The organism is Micromonospora sp. DT48 (genome assembly GCF_049844495.1).
Taxonomy (GTDB): domain Bacteria; phylum Actinomycetota; class Actinomycetes; order Mycobacteriales; family Micromonosporaceae; genus Micromonospora.
The window spans coordinates 388,601-404,009 of record NZ_JBNCLE010000007.1 but is presented as its reverse complement, the minus strand read 5'-3'; the positions used below and the strand labels follow the sequence as shown (position 1 = coordinate 404,009).

Genomic DNA, 15,409 nt, shown 5'->3' with positions numbered 1-15,409 from the left:
CCTTTCGGAGAGCGCCTGGGAGGAACGTCGCCGATGGTGGAGCCTGAGCAGCCGAGTACCGCCCGGATGATCGACTTCTGGCTCGGCGGGGCGCACCACCATCCGGTGGACGTGGCCGCCGCCCACGCCTTCGAGCAGGCGTACGGCCCGTGCGCTCCGGTCTTCCGGGAGCTGCGCGCCTTTCTCGGCCGTGCCGTACGCGCGATCGCCGCCACCGGGGTGGACGGGTTCCTGGTGTTCGGCGCCGGGGTGCCGACGATGGGCAACGTGCACGAGGTGGCGATGATGGGCCCGACGTTTCGGATGCGACCGCCCGCCGCGTGCGTCCCGTTGCTCGGTCGGTGGACGCCCACCCCGGACGGGATCGTGCCGGTGCCCCACTGGCGGCCCGAGGGCGAGCCGGCGCAGGTGCCGGACGCCTTCCACGGTGCGGTGGCGGTGCGTTCGGCCGGGTGAGCACGGAGCCCCTTCAACCGACCCAACCCCACACCATTATCCTAGGATGCCCTACACGTGGTGACGCCCGTCACAGACGCACTGACCGACATCCGCCACGAGCCCGCTGGGCAGCGAAAGCACGAAAGCGACCCGTTATAGTGGCAGCGCGTTCGACCCGGCCCGTGATCATCGACGATGGACGACGGGTCAGGGGATCGCTCCCGCAGGGGAGCACAGGGGGTGCCGGCGTCAGCCGGCTGGACAACGCGTACGACGCCACATGGCGGATGGGGGCTGCGGCGCCCGAGCGCGTCGCGGAGGAGGTTCGGTGTCGGGTCGGGCGGAGCAACCGCAGGCCCGTGCGGGTGACGGCCGGGTGCTCACCTGGCCGAACCTGATCAGCTTCCTCCGTCTACTCGGTGTCCCGCTCTTCCTCTACCTGCTCCTGGTGGCCCGTGCCGACGTCGCCGCGATCGTGGTGTTGACCGTCGGTGGCACCAGCGACTGGGTGGACGGCTGGATCGCCCGGCGGCTGGGACAGGTCAGTCGGCTGGGCGAGTTGCTCGACCCCCTCGCCGACCGGCTCTACATCCTCGCCACCCTCGTCGCGTTCACCGCCCGTGAGGTGGTGCCCTGGCAGTTCACCGCCGCGCTGCTGGCCCGGGAACTGCTGCTGCTGGGCTCGCTCGGGGTGCTGCGACGGCACGGATACGGGCCGCCGCCGGTGCACTACGTCGGCAAGACGGCGACCTTCCTGCTGTTGGCCGCCTTCCCGATCCTGTTGCTGGCCACGGTGGTGCCGTCGGCAACGGCGGTGGCCGGCGCGATGGGCTGGGCGCTGGCCTGGTGGGGGCTGGCGCTCTACTGGGTCGCCGGCGCGCTGTACGTGGTCCAGGCCCGGCAGCTGGTGCAAGCGGTGCGCGGTCGGCAAGGAGCGGCGGCATGAGCGACGATCCCGGTCAGGGCCGGCGCGTGGGGCGTGGCTTCACCCCGGACTTCCTCACCGAGCTGTTCAGCAATCCGTTGGATCCGGGTTATGCCGACGCGGCGGCCCGGCGGGCGAAGACCGGCCAGCCGGCCCGCTCCGGCTGGTCGGTGGGGCCGGTCGGCCTGGTGGTCATCGTGCTGCTCGGCTTCCTGTTCGCGGTGGCCTATCGGCAGACGGTGGCCGAGGAGCCGGGGCGGGCGCAGGCCCGGTCGGGGCTGGTGGCGCAGATCAAGCAGCGGCAGGGTGAGACCGACGCCTTGTCGGCGCGGGCCGACGAGTTGCGCGAGGAGGTCAACCGGCAGCGGGAGGCCGCGTTGGGTGGTTCCCGCGCGGCCCGGTTGCGGGAGTTGGAGGCGAGCACCGGGCTGGGGCGGGTGCACGGTGACGGTGTGGTGGTGGAGTTGGCGGACGGCCCGGGTGGGCAGGGTTCGCTCAACGGTGGTGATGTCGGCCCGGCGCAGGTGATCTACCTCGATCTGCAGAGCGTGGCCAACGATCTGTGGGGTGCCGGTGCGGAGGCGATCGCGATCAACGGGCAGCGGTTGACGTCGACGTCGACGATCCGGTCCGCGGGTAAGGCGATCCTGGTGGATTTCCGTCCGGTGACCGGGCCGTACGAGGTGGCCGCGATCGGGCCGCGTGGGATGCGCAAGCGCTACGAGTCGAGCTACAGCGCGTTGACGATGCGGAAGGTGGCGAAGGTGAACGGGTTGTCGTTCGCGGTGCGTGACGCCGATGACCTCACCCTGCCTGCTGCTCCGGAGCCGCGGCTACGCTACGCGGAAGCCGCGGTGAGTCCGAGTGTGTCGCCGTCGGGCGGTGGTGAGTCGTCCGGCTCGGGTACGTCCCCCAGTCCCTCCGGAGGTGGTCGATGATCGCGGTGCTGGCCCTGTTGGCCGGGGTGCTGCTCGGGCTGTGGCTGGATCCCACGGTGCCGGCGGCGTTGCAGCCGTATCTGCCGATCGCGGTGGTGGCCGCGTTGGACGCGGTGTTCGGTGGGGTCCGGGCGAAGCTGGACCGCATCTTCGACGACAAGCAGTTCGTGGTGTCGTTCATCTCGAACGTGCTGGTCGCCGCGCTGATCGTGTATCTGGGTGACCAGTTGGGGGTGGGCGGTCAGTTGTCCACCGGTGTGGTGGTCGTGTTGGGTGTTCGCATCTTCGGGAACGTGGCGGCGATCCGTCGGCACCTGTTCCGGGCGTAGGTTTGTGCCGTGAGTGACGAGCACACGCAGACGGGTACGGGTTGGCCGCAGCCGGCGGGTCCGGCGCGGCCGGACGGCCCTGCGGGGGAGCCGGATCCTCGTCCGGACGCGCCTGATCCGGACGAGTTGAGTCCGTTGTCGCCGCAGGGGAGTCCGCCGGGTCCGGACGAGGACGAGGCTGCGTCGGGGGAGCCCGCTGAGGGGGTCGCCGCGGTGGCGCAGCCGGCGGCGACGGTGTCGCCGTGGCGGCGGCTCAGTTCGGCCACGGTGATGATCGGCGTGCTGCTGGGTCTGTTGGGTTTCACCCTGGTGGTGCAGTTGAAGACGACGTCGACGGATTCGTCGTTGACGGCGGCGCGGCAGGAGGACCTGGTCCGGATCCTGTATGACCTGGAGGCGCGGGAGATCCGGTTGCGGCAGGACATCGCGGCGCTGGAGGAGAGCCAGCGGCAGTTGCGTTCGGGTGAGCAGGGGCGTCAGGCGGCGTTGGAGGAGGCGACCCGGCGGGCGGACGAGTTGGGGATCCTGGCGGGGACGTTGCCGGCGCGTGGTCCGGGTTTGACGGTGCGGTTCGAGGCGGGTGCGGCGAAGCCGATCTCGGCGATGCGGGTGCTGGACGCGGTGCAGGAGTTGCGGGGTGCCGGGGCCGAGGCGATGCAGATCTCCGGTGGTGATCGGGCGACGGTGCGGATCGTGGCGTCGACGTACTTCCTGGACGGGGAGAACGGGTCGTTGGTGGTGGACGGGCGGCGGTTGACGGGTCCGTACACGATCACGGTGTTGGGTGATCCGGCGACGATGCGTACGGCGCTGAACATTCCTGGTGGGGTGGTCGCGTCGGTGGCCGGCGACGGCGGTAACGTGATCGTTGAGGATCGTGAGGTTGCCGAGGTCTCGGCGCTGCACAAGCCCCGCCCGCTGGAACATGCCCGTCCGGTCTCCTGAAGGTCGGTGGGCCGGCACCGGTCGTCCGGTGTCGCGATGGATGAGGACGCTGCTGGTGATTCCTGAGGACCTGCGTTACACCGCCGAGCATGAGTGGGTGGCCGCTGCGGACGGTGGGGCCGTCCGGGTGGGGGTGACCCATTTCGCGCAGGATGCTCTCGGCGACATCGTGTATGTGCAGTTGCCGGAGGTGGGTGCGACGGTGGCGGCCGGTGAGTCGTTGGGTGAGATCGAGTCGACCAAGAGTGTGTCGGAGCTCTACGCCCCGGTGGCGGGTACGGTGTCGGCGCGCAATGAGGCGCTGGTCGACACCCCTGAGGTGATCAATGGTGATCCGTACGGGGCGGGTTGGTTGGTGGAGCTCACCGTGTCGGATCCGGCGGCGGTGGACGGGTTGTTGAGTGCGGACGCGTACCGCGAGTTGACCGAGAGCTGATCGTTTTGCTGTGTGGGCGTGGCGGTGTCTGCCGCGCGTCCGGTTGCCCTGCTTTTCGGCGCTGGCTAGGCTCGCCCAGTCGACCGAGAACCCATTAGTTGAGCGTCGCGGACAGCCTTCAGGGGCACGGAGAGCCAGCCGCCGGGTGGATGAGAGCCCGGCGGCCAGACCCGCCGTCTCCCGACGCCGACCGAAACAGATTCCGTGAGGTGGTCCCCATGACTCGCCCAGGCGACGAGTTCCCCCCGCTCGACGTCACGTCGACGCTCAATCTCGGTTCGCTCGAGGAAGCGCTGGAGGGCCCGGACACCGATGTGGTGCCGAGCCGGATGTCTGGTTCGCTGCCGCCGGGGATGGCGCTGCTGGTGGTCCGGCGGGGGCCGAACGCGGGTGCCCGGTTCCTGTTGGATCATGATGTGACGACCAGTGGGCGGCATCCGGACAGTGACATCTTCCTTGATGATGTGACGGTGTCGCGGCGGCACGCGGAGTTCCACCGGGATGGTGGGACGTTCACGGTGCGGGACGTGGGCAGTTTGAACGGCACGTACGTGAACCGGGAGCGGGTCGAGGCGGCGACGTTGAGCAACGGTGACGAGGTGCAGATCGGCAAGTTCCGGGTGGTGTTCATCGCCGGTCCGCGCCCGGAGGGTGAGGCCGGCCGGGGGTGAACGAGCCTGCGGCCTCCAGGCCGTCCGGGGCGGGTGGCGCCCAGCCGTTGATGAGTATCGGCGAGGTGCTGGCTCAGCTGCGGGCGGATTTTCCCGACGTGACGATTTCGAAGTTGCGGTTTCTCGAGGCCGAGGGCCTGGTGGAGCCGCAACGTACGGCGGCGGGTTACCGGAAGTACAGCTGGGATGATGTGGCGCGGTTGCGGTTTGTGCTGACCGCGCAGCGGGACCAGTATCTGCCGTTGCGGGTGATCCGGGAGCAGTTGGCGCGGTGGGACGCCGATGACGGTGCGGCGCCGGAGTGGTCGCGGCCGGCGTTGGTGGCGGTGGGGCCCGATGGTGAGGTGCCGGGTCGTGACGCGGTGTCGTCGGGTGAGTCGGCGCAGGTCCGGTTGGATCGCACCGAGCTGGTGGCGCGCAGCGGGTTGGACGAGTCGACGTTGGGCGAGTTGGAGCGGCTCGGGTTGGTGGTGTCGGATCCGCCGGGGTGGTATGACGGCGATGCGTTGATCATCGCGCGGGCGGTGGCGGGTCTGGCGGCGTACGGGTTCCAGCCGCGTCATCTGCGGGGTTACCGGACGGCGGCGGATCGTGAGGTCGGCTTGTTCGAGCAGTTGGTGGCGCCGTTGGCGCGGCAGAGTGATCCGGCGGCGCGGGCGCGGGCGGCGGAGACGGCGCGGGAGTTGGTGGCGTTGTCGCAGCAGTTGCACGCGGCGTTGGTGCGGGTGGGTTTGCGCTCGACGTTGGGGCGGTGAGGTGCGGTTGCGTGCTGATCGGCGGTGTGGTGAGTGGCGTAGGCTTGCGGGGGTAACCCCTCTTCTGGCGCGGGCGTGGGTGCGTGTAGCGCGTGAGACGGCCGTGTCGCGGTCCGTGTACCGTGCAGAGAAGGGCGCGGTGCGGCGTAGGTGACAACGACACGGAGGCGGCGGTGCGCGAGCTGAGCGTGGTCGGGGTTCGGGTGGAGTTGCCGAGCAACCAGCCGATCGTCCTGCTCAGGGAGGTCGAGGGTGACCGCTATCTGCCGATTTGGATCGGCGCGGTCGAGGCGACGGCGATCGCTTACGAGCAGCAGGGTGTCAAGCCGGCGCGTCCGTTGACCCATGATCTTCTGCGGGATGTGTTGGCGGCGTTGAAGGCGCCGTTGCAGGCGGTGGAGATCACCGAGTTGAAGGAGAACGTGTTCTTCGCTGATCTGTTGATCGGTGATGGGGTGCGGGTCTCGGCTCGGCCGAGTGATTCGATCGCTTTGGCGTTGCGGGTTGGTGCGCCGATTCGTTGTGCGGAGCAGGTCCTCAGTGAGGCGGGGATCGTGATTCCCGACGAGCAGGAGGACGAGGTGGAGAAGTTCCGGGAGTTCTTGGAGCAGGTGCGCCCGGAGGATTTCGCCGGCTGAGTGCCGGCTGTGCCGGTGTCGGTGGTGTTTCTGCCGCCGCGCGGGCGGTGACTGTCGGTGATGGTGACGGTTATCGCTGTCGTTGCGCGGCGTGTCGCGACGGTTTCTCCGTGGTAACTCCTGGCGGTCGCTATAGGGTTGCCGTGTCGAGGGGTGCGCGTTCCGGAAACGGGGTGTCACCGCACGGACGGGGAGGTTGTCCGGATGTACGAGCCGCGAAATTCCGATGCGGTGTCGGGTGAGCCGGGTGGGATGCCCGGGTCGGCAACTGACAGTGACGGTGCGGTGGGGTATCGGGGTGTGACGGCCTGCCACGCGGTGGGGATCAGCTACCGCCAGTTGGATTACTGGGCGCGTACGTCGCTGGTGGTGCCGAGTGTGCGTGACGCGTCGGGTTCCGGTACGCAGCGGTTGTATTCGTTTCGCGACCTGGTGGTGTTGAAGGTGGTGAAGCGGCTGCTGGACGCCGGGGTGTCGTTGCAGAACATCCGGAAGGCGATCGAGGCGTTGCGGTCGCGTGGGGTGGACGATCTGGCCGGCATCACGTTGATCTCCGATGGGACGACGGTGTACGAGTGTCGTTCGCCGGAGGAGGTGGTCGACCTGTTGCAGGGCGGCCAGGGGGTGTTCGGCATCGCGATCGGTGGCGCGTTCAAGGAGATCCAGGGTTCGTTGTCGCATCTTCCGGCGGAGCCGGCGGCGGTGTCGGCCGAGCAGGGGTCGCCGGAGGTTGTCGAGGGTGGTGCGGTGGCCGACGAGTTGGCGGCGCGGCGGGCCCGGCGGCGGGCGGGTTGAGCTGTTCCACTGTGGCGCTCCGGTGAGGTCACGCGTCCGTTGAGGTGCCCCGACACCCCGCTGGTGGTGGGGTGGGTCACCGCCAAGGGCGGTCGTCGTCGACGGTGGGGCTGGGGCACGATGGGTGGGTGCAGGAGCTGGTCGAGCCGTTGGCGGGCCTGGTGGCCGCCGGTGAGGTGGTGGTCCTCAGCGGCGCCGGGTTGTCCACCGAGTCGGGCATTCCCGACTATCGCGGGCCGAGTGGGGTCGCTCGCCGGCACACGCCGATGACGTACCAGATGTTCGTGGCGGACCCGGTGGCGCGTCGACGCTACTGGGCGCGTAGTCATCTGGGGTGGCGGTTGATCGCTCGGGCGACGCCCAACTCGGGGCATCACGCGGTGGCGCGCCTGCAGCAGGCGGGGCTGGTCAGCGGGATCATCACGCAGAACGTCGACGGGTTGCACTCGGCTGCGGGTAGCCGGGCGGTGACGGAGCTGCACGGGCGGCTCGACGTGGTGGTGTGCCTGGGGTGTGGGGGTCGGACGTCTCGGGCGGAGTTGGACGGGCGGCTGCGGGCGGCCAATCCCGGGTTCGGTGGGCAGGCGGTCGCGGTCAACCCGGACGGTGACGTGGCGTTGGCGGAGGAGCAGGTCGCGGCGTTCCGTACGGTCGACTGCCTGGCTTGCGGCGGGTTACTCAAGCCCGATGTGGTGTTCTTCGGTGAGACGGTGCCGGCGGCGCGGGTGCAGTCGTGCTTCGCGATGGTGGAGCGGGCCCGGTTGCTGCTGGTGTTGGGGTCGTCGTTGACGGTGATGTCGGGGCGTCGGTTCGTGGTGCGGGCGGCGCGGCGGGGCGTGCCGGTGGTGATCGTCAACCAGGGGCCGACGCGTGGTGACGGGTACGCGTGTCTGCGGGTGGACGCTCCGTTGGGGCGGCTGTTGCCGGCGGTGGCCGACCGGCTACTCGGTGCCCTCGCACCGGTGGTGTCGCCCGCTGTGCGCGGGTGACCAGGGGCTTCGCTGCGGGGCGTCGGGGCCGCTGGTAGCGTTGATCGTGCCGGTAACACCGACGTGGGAGAGACCGCCTGGCAGTACGGGCGGCGCCGAAGGGGCAAATCCTCCCCGGAACCTCTCAGGCAGAAGGACCGCGTCGGGTCAGGCACTGTGGAGCGCCCGTGGGGTGTGACAGAGGGGGAGGGCCGACCTGTCGACCCCCGCCTCTCGCTGGAGCGCCCATGAGCACAGAGCAGTTCGCTGACCGTCACATCGGTCCCGGCCCGGACGACGAGCGCCGCATGTTGGACGCCGTCGGGTACGCCTCGATCGACGAGTTGATGGATGCGGCGATCCCTGAGGTGATCCGCTGGCACGGCCGGTTGGATCTGCCGCCGCCGGCTTCCGAGCAGGAGGCGTTGGCGCAGCTGCGGGCGTTGGCGGGCCGTAACACGGTGGCCGTGTCGATGATCGGGTTGGGGTATTACGGCACGTACACGCCGGCGGTGATCCGTCGCAACGTGTTGGAGAACCCGGCCTGGTACACGGCGTACACGCCGTATCAGCCGGAGATCAGCCAGGGGCGGCTGGAGGCGTTGCTGAACTTCCAGACGATGGTGTCCGACCTGACCGGGTTGGGCACCGCGAACGCGTCGATGCTGGATGAGGCCACCGCGGCGGCGGAGGCGATGACGTTGGCGCGGCGGGCGTCGAAGACCGGCAGCCGGGTGTACGTGGTCGACGCGGACACGCTGCCGCAGACCATCGCGGTGATCGCCGGGCGGGCTGAGCCGCTGGGTGTCGAGGTGCGGGTGCTCGACGTGGATGTGGAGCCGTTGCCGGCGGAGTTCTTCGGTCTGCACCTGCAGTATCCGGGGGCGAGTGGGGCGGTGCGTGACCATGCGCCGCTGGTCGAGGCCGCCCACGCGGTGGGTGCGCAGGTGACGGTGGCGGCGGATCTGCTGGCGTTGACGTTGTTGCGGCCGCCGGGGGAGATCGGCGCGGACATCGCGGTCGGCACCACCCAACGGTTCGGGGTGCCGATGGGCTTCGGTGGGCCGCACGCCGGTTATCTGGCGGTGCGGGCGGGGTTGGAGCGGATGTTGCCGGGCCGGCTGGTCGGGGTGTCCCGGGATGCCGACGGCGCTCCGGCGTACCGGTTGGCGTTGCAGACCCGTGAGCAGCACATCCGGCGGGAGCGGGCGACCAGCAACATCTGCACCGCGCAGGTGTTGCTGGCGGTGATGGCCGGCATGTACGCCGTCTACCACGGCCCGGACGGGCTGCGGGAGATCGCGGCGCGTACCCACCGGTCGGCGGCCCGGTTGGCGGCCGGGTTGCGCGCCGGTGGGGTCGAGGTCGCCGATGTGGCGTTCTTCGACACGGTGGTGGCGCGGGTGCCGGGGCGGGCCGAGCGGGTGGTGGCGCAGGCGCGTCAGCGTGGGGTGAACCTGCGGCTGGTCGACGCCGACCGGGTGGGGGTGTCCTGCGACGAGACGACCACGGCGGAGCATCTGGCGGCGGTGTGGGCGGCGTTCGGGGTCGACGGGGTCGACGGTGAGGTGCCCGAGGGGTTGCCGGCGGGGTTGGCCCGCACCGGTGACTTCCTGACCCATCCGGTGTTCCGTACGCACCGGTCGGAGACGGCGATGCTGCGGTACCTGCGTCGTCTGGCGGACTTCGACTACGCCCTGGACCGGGGCATGATCCCGTTGGGGTCGTGCACGATGAAGCTGAACGCCACCGCGGAGATGGAGCCGGTGAGCTGGCCGGAGTTCGCGCACATCCATCCGTTGGCTCCGGCGGAGCAGACCGTCGGCTACCGGGAGTTGGTCGCCGAGTTGGAGGGGTGGCTGGCGGAGGTCACCGGCTACGACGCGGTGAGTGTGCAACCCAACGCGGGGTCGCAGGGGGAGTTGGCGGGGCTGTTGGCGATCCGTGCCTGGCATCGCAGTCGGGGTGAGCGGCATCGGGACGTGTGTCTGATTCCGTCGTCGGCGCATGGCACCAACGCGGCCAGCGCGGTGATGGCCGGGATGCGGGTGGTGGTGGTCGGCTGCGACGCCGACGGCAACGTCGACCTGGTGGACCTGGACGCGAAGATCGACGCGCATCGGGACTCCCTGGCGGCGATCATGGTGACGTATCCGTCGACGCACGGGGTGTACGAGACGGGTATCGCCTCGTTGTGCGCGAAGGTGCACGACGCGGGTGGGCAGGTGTATGTCGACGGGGCGAACCTCAACGCGTTGGTGGGGTTCGCCCGGCCGGGCCGGTTCGGGGCGGACGTGTCGCATCTGAACCTGCACAAGACGTTCTGCATTCCGCACGGTGGTGGCGGGCCGGGGGTGGGTCCGGTGGCGGTGCGGGCGCATCTGGCGCCGTTCCTGCCGGGTGATCCGGCTGGGGTGCCGGTCGACGGGCGGCCGGCGATCGCGGCGGCCCGGTACGGGTCGGCGGGGATCCTGCCGATTCCGTGGGCGTATCTGCGGATGATGGGTGCCGACGGGTTGGCTCGGGCGACCGGGGTGGCGGTGTTGGCGGCGAACTATGTGGCGGCGCGGCTGCGGGATCACTTCCCGGTGCTGTATGCGGGCAACAAGGGTCTCGTCGCGCACGAGTGCATCCTGGATCTGCGGCCGTTGACGAAGGCGACCGGGGTGAGTGTCGACGATGTGGCCAAGCGGCTCATCGACTACGGGTTCCACGCGCCGACGATGTCGTTCCCGGTGGCGGGGACGTTGATGGTGGAGCCGACGGAGAGTGAGGACCTGGCCGAGTTGGACCGGTTCTGCGATGCGATGATCGCGATCCGGGCGGAGATCGACATGGTGGGTTCCGGCCAGTGGCCGGCCGGGGACAATCCGCTGCGCAACGCGCCGCACACGGCGGCGATGGTCGGCGGTGACGACTGGTCGCACCCGTATCCGAGGTCGGTGGGTGGGTGGCCGGCCGGGGTGAACCGGGTGGGGAAGTACTGGCCGCCGGTGCGTCGGGTCGACGGCGGGTACGGCGACCGGAACCTGGTCTGCTCGTGCCCGTCACCGCAGGCGTACGAGAGCTGACCGGGGTCGGTACCGCGCCGACCTGGTCGCGGCGGCCTCCGTCGGGGAGGTTAGCCTGGGTCGGCGCGGGAAGACGTCGTGACGGATCGTGATGTCGGGTCAGGCGGCGAGTGCGTGTCGGGCGGGGCCTCGGTGCGGTGCGATGCTGCTGCCGTCGGGCAGCAGTTCGCCGGTGTCCTCGAAGACGATGACTCCGTTGCAGAGCAGGCTCCAGCCCTGTTCACGGAAGCAGGCGATGACCCTGGCGGCTTCCCGGTCGGTCGCTTCGGCGGAGGGGCAGGTGGGTTGGTGCTGGCACATCGGGTTCTCCGGACTGTGGGGGCACTGTGTCATGGTTCACATGACCAGTGACGCACAGTACCAAGCGGAAGCGCGCCGCATCGACCAGTTGTCCGCGTGGTGCGTGGGAAATCCGCTGAACGGATGAGCATGAACCGCCCAGACGTCGTGGAAGCGCTCCCACGGATGGTTGTCGATCCACCCGGCGTTCCCGCCGCATGCCGTGGCCGACTCACCGAACACGCCCGCTGGCAGTGGCGCCCCGCCGACGGCGGCGACCCCGCCACACACGTCGAACAGTTCCTCGCCGACCACGGCCTGCACCCGACGGACCAGAGCCGCCCCGCACGCCCCCACCCCCACGGCATCTGCGGGGCCGCCCTCTACGTCTCCGCCGCCGCCGGAGCCGTCCTCGCCGGCGGCGCACCCGGCGCACCCAACCCCGCCGACCTGCCCGAGGTCGCCGTCGTCGTCTACGAACACACCGACCCACCCACCCACCACCGGCTGCCACCACCACCCTGGTGGCACGGCCCCTGGACCGAGAGCTGGAGCCCCCGCCAACACGCCGAGGCCGTCACCGCGATCCGCCGAGCCATCGGCCACGGCGACGTCTACCAGGTCAACCTCGTCGGACACGCCAGCGCCCCCTACACCGGCGACCCGCTGCCCGCCCTGACCCGCCTCGGCCACCTACCCGGAGCCCGCTACGGCGGCGTGCTCACCGGACCCGGCTGGGCCATCGGCTGCGCCAGCCCCGAAACCCTCATCGAACTACGCCACCGCACCCTCACCACCCGCCCCATCAAAGGCACCCGCCCCGCCACCACCGCCGGCCGCGTCGACCTGCTCACCTCCGCCAAGGAACGCGCCGAACACATCATGATCGTCGACCTGGAACGCAACGACCTGGCCCGCGTCGCCCGCACCGGCAGCGTCCGCGTCGACGACCTGTTCGCCGTACGCCGCTGGTGTGACCTGTGGCAGGCCGAATCCACCATCCGCGCCGACATCGCCGACGGACTCGGCCTGGCCGACCTGCTACGCGCCGTGTGCCCCGGCGGCTCGGTCACCGGCGCACCCAAACTGGCCGCCCTGGACCACATCGCCGCCCTGGAACCCGTCGGCCGAGGCGCCGGCATGGGCGCCCTCGGCTGGGTCGGCCCCGACCACCTCGACCTCGGCCTGACCATCCGCACCGCCGCCGTCGACGGCACCGCCGTGCACGTGTGGGCCGGCGGCGGCATCACCTGGGACAGCGACCCGGACGCCGAAGTCGCCGAAGCCGCCGCCAAGACCACCCCGGTACGCGCCGCCCTCACCTGAGCACACACCGCCGGTCCCGCACCCGACACCGTCGACCCGATAGCCTTGCCGACATGACCATGCGGGACATCCGAATCATCGGCGACCCGGTGCTACGCACCCCCAGCGAAGCGGTCACCAGCTTCGACGCGGAACTGCGTACGCTGGTCACCGACCTGATGGACACCCTGCTCGGCGCACCCGGCCGCGCCGGGGTCGCCGCCCCCCAGATCGGCGTCAACGTCCAGGTCTTCGTCTACGACGCCGACGGCCACCGCGGCCACATGGTCAACCCCACGCTCGAACTGTCCGACGAACTCCAGGACGACGACGAGGGCTGCCTGTCCATCCCCGGCCTCTACTTCCCGACCCCCCGCGCCCTGCACGCCACCGCCCACGGCTTCGACCAACACGGCGAACCGTTGACCATCGCCGGCAGCGGCTTCCTCGCCCGCGCCCTGCAACACGAAACCGACCACCTGCACGGCCGGCTCTACGTCGACGCCCTGCGAGGCGAGGTCCGCCGCCGCGCCCTGCGGGAGATCCGCGCCGGACGCTTCGACTCACCCCGCCGCCGCTGACTCCTCCCACTGCTGCCGGGTGATCTCGTACTCCACCTCACCGTGCTCCGTGCCGGGCAGCGGATCCGGCCACGACTGGTGGAAGGTCCGCACATGGCGCATCCCCACCGCCGCCATCGTCGCCCGCGACGCCACGTTCACCGCCATCGTCTCCGCGAAGATCCGCCCCAGCCCCAGGTCGACGAAACCGTGCCGGATCAACTCCCGGGCCCCCTCGCTGCCCAACCCACGCCGCCACCACTTACGCGCCAACCGGTAACCCAACTCGGCCTGACCCTCCACCGGCCCCTGGTCGGCACGCCGCGGCGGCTCCAACAACCACCAGCCGACGAACTCACCATCGACCAGACCAGCCCAGAACCCCAACCCCGGCGCCTGCTCGGCCAACGCCAACCGTCGCCGATGCGACCGGCGAACCTGCTCAGCCGAACACACCGGCCCCAGAAAACGCATCACCTCCGGGTCCGCGTCCAACGCGATCTCACCGTCCAGGTGCTCATCCGCCAACGGCACCAGCGAAAGCCGGGCGGTCCGCAACGTCGCCTGAGTCATCCGCGCATTCTGCCCACCACCGCCGCGCCGACGCGACCGAAAAACCGTCACCCGCCGACCGCGCTCAGGTCGAACTCCTCGTAGTCGGCGACCCGAAGGAAACCCAACCGCTCATACAGCCGCACCGCCGCGACATTGTCCGCCTTCACGTTCAACGTCACATGCTCCACCTCGGACCGCAGCAACCCACACAGCCGCGCCACCGCCGCCGCGGCCAACCCCCGCCCACGCCACGCCGGATGCGTCGTCACATTCCCCAACGCCGCCACCCGATAGGTGGGGGAGTACACATGCACCCCCGCCACCGCCACCAACCCGCCACCGGCCCACACACCCACATACCGGCCCGTGTCGACCATCCGGGCGTCGAACCAGTTACCCGGATACGCCACCTCGTACAGCTCACGCAACGCCGGCAGATGCGCCCGACCGAGCACCTCCCCGGCGGCCTCCACCGCCGCCAACCGGTCCGCACGCGTCAACGCCATCTTCAGATGCACCCCCGCCGACGCCACCCGGAACACGCCCGCCAACGCGGCGTCCAACCCGGGGGACAGATGCGCCCACAACCGCGCCGGCAACACCGGCGCCACCTCACCCAACAGCGCGGCCACCTCGGCGAGACCCTCCGGCCCCGCCAACGCCACCAACGTCGGTGGCCGCGCCCCGTGATACAGCAACGCCACCGCATCACCCCGACGAAACCACGAGGTGTACGGCCAGAAGAACTCGTCCAGATCACCCAACTCGTAGGCGTGCAACTGCGGATCCTTGCCCAGCAGCCCCGCCAACACGCTGCGATCGTGTTCCGCGCGTACCAGCATCCGTCGATCGTCACACGATCGACCAGCCCACCCTCAACCGGCCAGCCACTGGTCGTAGCCGAGCCTCGCCACCAACGCCACCACCACCAGCAGCAGCACCACCCGCACGAACCCGGCACCACGACGCACCGCCATCCGCGCCCCCACCATCGCCCCCGCGATGTTGCACACCGCCATCGCCGCGCCCAACAGCCACCACACATGCCCGTTCACCGCGAACACCACCAACGCGCCCGCGTTCGTACCCGCGTTGACCACCTTCGCCATCGCCGAACCGTGCAGGAAATCCGCCCCCACCAGCGCGGTGAACGCCAACACCAGGAACGTGCCCGTACCCGGACCGATCAACCCGTCGTAGGCGGCGATACCCACCCCGGCCACCAGCACCGCCACCGCCACCCGCCCCCGGGTCCGCCGATGCGGCACCGCCAACACCCCCAGGCTCGGCCGCAGCACCACGAACAGCGCCACCGACACCAACACCACCAGCAGCACCGGCCGGTACGCCGCCGGAGGCACCGCCCCGGCCAGCGCCGCACCCGCCCCCGCACACACCACCGCCAACGCCGCCGCCGGACCCGCCACCGGCCAGTCGATCTTCGTACGGCGGGCGAACGTCACCGCCGCCGTCGACGTACCAGCGATCGCCGCCAACTTGTTCGTACCCAACGCAGTCGCCGGCGGCATCCCCGGGGCCGCCACCAGCAACGCCGGCAACAGCAGCAACCCACCACCACCCACCACCGCGTCCACCCACCCCGCCAGGGCGGCCACCGTCAGCAGGGTCACCACGGTCGTCGGCTCCAACTCCACGACCAGGCATTCTTCCCACCAGCGACCCGCCCACGCCGACAGCTGTGGCCAGCCTCACCGGCCCCGACGACGCCGCACCCAGACCCCCACCCCGGCCACCGCCACGAACACCAGCATCGAACAGCACAACACCCGCAGCATCGGGC

18 protein-coding genes and 1 riboswitch are annotated in these 15,409 nt (G+C 70.4%); of the genes, 14 read left to right on the top strand and 4 right to left on the bottom strand.

Annotated features, from left to right (window positions below):
* Positions 1–33 precede the first annotated feature (33 nt).
* The 12 genes from ACLQ2S_RS09920 (at position 34) to gcvP (ending at position 10,909) form a co-directional block, all read left to right on the top strand.
* Complete coding sequence (locus ACLQ2S_RS09920; protein WP_425701556.1) at positions 34–456, top strand: SAM-dependent methyltransferase; 423 nt, start codon at positions 34–36, stop codon at positions 454–456.
* Positions 457–718: 262 nt separating this feature from the next.
* Positions 719–1,384 carry a CDP-alcohol phosphatidyltransferase family protein gene (locus ACLQ2S_RS09915; protein ID WP_155216226.1) on the top strand — a complete coding sequence of 222 codons (666 nt, stop codon included), beginning with the start codon at positions 719–721 and terminating at the stop codon, positions 1,382–1,384.
* The gene (locus ACLQ2S_RS09910; RefSeq protein WP_155216228.1) at positions 1,381–2,301 is read left to right on the top strand and encodes a DUF881 domain-containing protein; all 921 of its coding nucleotides are present in this window, start codon (positions 1,381–1,383) and stop codon (positions 2,299–2,301) included. Before ACLQ2S_RS09915 ends, ACLQ2S_RS09910 begins: the two co-directional genes overlap by 4 nt.
* Positions 2,298–2,630 (top strand): small basic family protein, encoded by a 333-nt coding sequence (locus ACLQ2S_RS09905; protein ID WP_093402419.1) that lies wholly within the window; start codon positions 2,298–2,300, stop codon positions 2,628–2,630. The genes ACLQ2S_RS09910 and ACLQ2S_RS09905 overlap by 4 nt, the downstream gene beginning before the upstream one ends.
* A gap of 9 nt (positions 2,631–2,639) precedes the next feature.
* The gene (locus tag ACLQ2S_RS09900) at positions 2,640–3,575 is read left to right on the top strand and encodes a DUF881 domain-containing protein (RefSeq protein ID WP_309222934.1); all 936 of its coding nucleotides are present in this window, start codon (positions 2,640–2,642) and stop codon (positions 3,573–3,575) included.
* Positions 3,576–3,630: 55 nt separating this feature from the next.
* Positions 3,631–4,011, top strand: coding sequence for a glycine cleavage system protein GcvH (gene gcvH, locus ACLQ2S_RS09895; protein WP_309222935.1), 381 nt, complete (start codon positions 3,631–3,633; stop codon positions 4,009–4,011).
* 218 nt (positions 4,012–4,229) lie between these two features.
* Positions 4,230–4,682 carry an oxoglutarate dehydrogenase inhibitor Odhl gene (gene odhI / locus ACLQ2S_RS09890; RefSeq protein WP_093402417.1) on the top strand — a complete coding sequence of 151 codons (453 nt, stop codon included), beginning with the start codon at positions 4,230–4,232 and terminating at the stop codon, positions 4,680–4,682.
* A 50-nt stretch (positions 4,683–4,732) separates the two neighbouring features.
* Entirely contained in the window at positions 4,733–5,437 is a 705-nt protein-coding gene (locus tag ACLQ2S_RS09885; protein ID WP_155216232.1) for a MerR family transcriptional regulator, read from the top strand.
* Positions 5,438–5,610: 173 nt separating this feature from the next.
* The gene (locus tag ACLQ2S_RS09880) at positions 5,611–6,075 is read left to right on the top strand and encodes a bifunctional nuclease family protein (RefSeq protein WP_092375678.1); all 465 of its coding nucleotides are present in this window, start codon (positions 5,611–5,613) and stop codon (positions 6,073–6,075) included.
* Positions 6,076–6,279: 204 nt separating this feature from the next.
* Positions 6,280–6,870, top strand: a complete 591-nt coding sequence (locus tag ACLQ2S_RS09875) for a MerR family transcriptional regulator (RefSeq protein ID WP_155216234.1) — start codon at positions 6,280–6,282, stop codon at positions 6,868–6,870.
* 128 nt (positions 6,871–6,998) lie between these two features.
* The gene (locus ACLQ2S_RS09870) at positions 6,999–7,859 is read left to right on the top strand and encodes an NAD-dependent protein deacetylase (protein ID WP_425701555.1); all 861 of its coding nucleotides are present in this window, start codon (positions 6,999–7,001) and stop codon (positions 7,857–7,859) included.
* A gap of 54 nt (positions 7,860–7,913) precedes the next feature.
* Positions 7,914–8,009: riboswitch (glycine riboswitch) on the top strand.
* 77 nt (positions 8,010–8,086) lie between these two features.
* Positions 8,087–10,909, top strand: a complete 2,823-nt coding sequence (gene gcvP, locus ACLQ2S_RS09865; RefSeq protein ID WP_425701554.1) for an aminomethyl-transferring glycine dehydrogenase — start codon at positions 8,087–8,089, stop codon at positions 10,907–10,909.
* A gap of 99 nt (positions 10,910–11,008) precedes the next feature.
* Here the strand turns inward: gcvP and ACLQ2S_RS09860 are convergent, their stop codons facing one another.
* A complete protein-coding gene (locus tag ACLQ2S_RS09860) occupies positions 11,009–11,209 on the bottom strand; it encodes a DUF5999 family protein (protein ID WP_093402410.1) in 201 nt (66 codons plus the stop codon).
* 96 nt (positions 11,210–11,305) lie between these two features.
* Here ACLQ2S_RS09860 and ACLQ2S_RS09855 point away from each other — a divergent pair, with 96 nt between their 5' ends.
* Together ACLQ2S_RS09855 and def are read left to right on the top strand one after the other, a co-directional pair.
* Entirely contained in the window at positions 11,306–12,514 is a 1,209-nt protein-coding gene (locus tag ACLQ2S_RS09855) for a chorismate-binding protein (protein WP_309222937.1), read from the top strand.
* Positions 12,515–12,567: 53 nt separating this feature from the next.
* The gene (gene def / locus ACLQ2S_RS09850; RefSeq protein WP_155216240.1) at positions 12,568–13,074 is read left to right on the top strand and encodes a peptide deformylase; all 507 of its coding nucleotides are present in this window, start codon (positions 12,568–12,570) and stop codon (positions 13,072–13,074) included.
* Here the strand turns inward: def and ACLQ2S_RS09845 are convergent.
* The 3 genes from ACLQ2S_RS09845 to ACLQ2S_RS09835 are packed head-to-tail and all read right to left on the bottom strand — an operon-like array spanning position 13,057 to position 15,263.
* A complete protein-coding gene (locus ACLQ2S_RS09845; protein ID WP_425701553.1) occupies positions 13,057–13,626 on the bottom strand; it encodes a GNAT family N-acetyltransferase in 570 nt (189 codons plus the stop codon). The genes def and ACLQ2S_RS09845 overlap by 18 nt on opposite strands.
* A 47-nt stretch (positions 13,627–13,673) precedes the next feature.
* A complete protein-coding gene (locus tag ACLQ2S_RS09840; RefSeq protein WP_155216244.1) occupies positions 13,674–14,450 on the bottom strand; it encodes a GNAT family N-acetyltransferase in 777 nt (258 codons plus the stop codon).
* 33 nt (positions 14,451–14,483) lie between these two features.
* A complete protein-coding gene (locus ACLQ2S_RS09835) occupies positions 14,484–15,263 on the bottom strand; it encodes a TSUP family transporter (protein ID WP_309222938.1) in 780 nt (259 codons plus the stop codon).
* Positions 15,264–15,409: the final 146 nt, after the last annotated feature.

Coding starts and splice junctions, on each gene's coding strand:
- ACLQ2S_RS09920 (WP_425701556.1), top strand. CDS start 34: ATGGTGGAGCCTGAGCAGCCGAGTACCGCCCGGATGATCGACTTCTGG.
- ACLQ2S_RS09915 (WP_155216226.1), top strand. CDS start 719: ATGGCGGATGGGGGCTGCGGCGCCCGAGCGCGTCGCGGAGGAGGTTCG.
- ACLQ2S_RS09910 (WP_155216228.1), top strand. CDS start 1,381: ATGAGCGACGATCCCGGTCAGGGCCGGCGCGTGGGGCGTGGCTTCACC.
- ACLQ2S_RS09905 (WP_093402419.1), top strand. CDS start 2,298: ATGATCGCGGTGCTGGCCCTGTTGGCCGGGGTGCTGCTCGGGCTGTGG.
- odhI (WP_093402417.1), top strand. CDS start 4,230: ATGACTCGCCCAGGCGACGAGTTCCCCCCGCTCGACGTCACGTCGACG.
- ACLQ2S_RS09885 (WP_155216232.1), top strand. CDS start 4,733: ATGAGTATCGGCGAGGTGCTGGCTCAGCTGCGGGCGGATTTTCCCGAC.
- ACLQ2S_RS09875 (WP_155216234.1), top strand. CDS start 6,280: ATGTACGAGCCGCGAAATTCCGATGCGGTGTCGGGTGAGCCGGGTGGG.
- gcvP (WP_425701554.1), top strand. CDS start 8,087: ATGAGCACAGAGCAGTTCGCTGACCGTCACATCGGTCCCGGCCCGGAC.
- ACLQ2S_RS09860 (WP_093402410.1), bottom strand. CDS start 11,209: ATGTGCCAGCACCAACCCACCTGCCCCTCCGCCGAAGCGACCGACCGG.
- def (WP_155216240.1), top strand. CDS start 12,568: ATGACCATGCGGGACATCCGAATCATCGGCGACCCGGTGCTACGCACC.
- ACLQ2S_RS09845 (WP_425701553.1), bottom strand. CDS start 13,626: ATGACTCAGGCGACGTTGCGGACCGCCCGGCTTTCGCTGGTGCCGTTG.
- ACLQ2S_RS09840 (WP_155216244.1), bottom strand. CDS start 14,450: ATGCTGGTACGCGCGGAACACGATCGCAGCGTGTTGGCGGGGCTGCTG.